The sequence below is a fragment of the Micromonospora sp. NPDC047753 genome, from assembly GCF_040642735.1.
In the GTDB taxonomy this organism is placed as follows: domain Bacteria; phylum Actinomycetota; class Actinomycetes; order Mycobacteriales; family Micromonosporaceae; genus Micromonospora.
In genome coordinates, this window is sequence record NZ_JBEYSL010000818.1 from 1 (window position 1) to 1,656 (window position 1,656).

The 1,656-nt window shown below is 74.7% G+C and carries 1 protein-coding gene and 1 pseudogene; both read right to left on the reverse strand.

Features of this window, described 5'->3' with window-relative positions; all coding sequences use genetic code 11:
• The coding region (locus ABZ749_RS34865; protein WP_357235616.1) for a glycosyltransferase at positions 1-407 on the reverse strand (407 nt) is incomplete at its 3' end.
• Positions 404-1,656 (reverse strand): annotated as a pseudogene (locus ABZ749_RS34870) (glycosyl transferase); the annotation flags it as partial. The gene ABZ749_RS34865 and the pseudogene ABZ749_RS34870, both read right to left, overlap by 4 nt.

A 1,656-nucleotide genomic window follows, 5' to 3' on the forward strand; every position in this document is an offset into this window, starting at 1 on the left:
GGCAGGTGGTTGGCGTTGTCGTCGACCAGCCGGACCACCTGCCCGAGTGACCAGCCGAGCAGCAGCAGCGCACCGCCGAGCGGAATGTGCAGGTACACCGGTGCTGACGACGCCGACCAGGCGGCCGACAGCGCCCGCCCCCGCCCCTTGGCGTCCAGGTGCAGCACCTCGACGCCGGGCAGTTCACCGGCCAGGCCGTCGGCCACCTTCAGGGTGTCGTCGACGCTCGCGTTGTCGGCGACAGTGATCTGGAACGGGTACGGGAAGTGTGCGCTCAGGTGGGCGTGCAGTCGTCGTACGCACGGCCCGAGGTCGACCTCCTCGTTGTGGACCGGGATGACCACGTCCAGCACGGCGGCGGTGGGTCGGGCCTGGATGGCGGGCCGTGGTCCGCCAAGCACCGTCACGACGCCCCCGCGGCGGCGCTGAGGTCGTAGAGGGTGACCCCGTCGACGGTCTGCGCCGTGAACGTCTCCGCGACCCAGGCGGCGATCTCCTGGGAGGCCGCGCTGCCGCCGTTGGCCCGGAAGCCACCGCCACCGACGAAGTAGTGGACCTTTCCGTCGGCCACGTAGCGCTGAAACTGCGCCAGCGTCGGTGACGGGTCACTGCCGTTGAACCCGCCGATCGCCATCACCGGTTCACCGGTGGCGAGCTGGTAACCGGACGCGTTGTTCGAGCCGATGGTCGCGGCCACCCACGTGTAGTCCGCGCTGTCGCGCTCCAGCAGCTCGCGCAGTGCGGCGCTCGGCTCACGGGCGTCGAGCAACCCGCCCATGCCCCCACCGGCCGAGCGTCCCTGCCCGCCGGTGGCGCCGGGGCCCTGGCCGCCCGGGAAACCGGGTGCGCCGTTACGACCACCGCCCGGGAAGCCGGGCCCCTGACCGCCATTGCGGCCGCCGTCCTGCCCGCCACCGTTCTGCCCGCCGCCGTTCTGGCCACCGCCGGGGAGCTGACCGCCGCCCGGGAGGCCGCCCGGGAACTGACCGCCGCCCGGGAACTGGCCGCCGCCGGGGAGTTGGCCGCCGGCCGGCAGTTCCATGCCGCCGGGCGGTCGCCCGCCGGGGAAGCCGCCCCGGCCGAATCCGCCCGCCACGAACGGGCCGGCGCTCGGGATCGACCCGGTATGGGGGGTCGCGGCGGTCTGCACCGCGTACGCCACCGGGCCGGCGAGGGCCGCCGCCGCGCCCAGGCCCAGCACCACCGGCACCAGGCGGCGGGGCAGCCGGGTGACGAGCAGGAGCAGCACCGCGCCGACCAGACCGGCGACGAGCACGGTCGTCCGCAGCCACGGGTACCAGTCGGGGCTGCGCCCGAGCAGCACCCACGCCCACCACACGGTTACCGCGAGGGTGCCGGCGAGCGTCGCCGCGGCGGCCAACGGAGTCCACCGCTGCCAGCGCGTGCCGCCAGCGTCGCCGGGCGCGGGCTGCAGTCGGCGGTGCCGCCAGAGCAGCGTCACACCGATGCCGACGAGCGCGCCGATCGCCGGTGCGAGCGCCACCGTGTAGTAGGCGTGGAAGATCCCGGACATGAAGCTGAAGATCAAACCGGTGACCAGCAGCCAACCGCCCCAGAGCAGCAGCCCGGCCCGGGTGCGGTCGGTGCGGGCCGCCCGCCCGGCCAGAAGCAGACCGGCGACCAGGCAACCTCGGC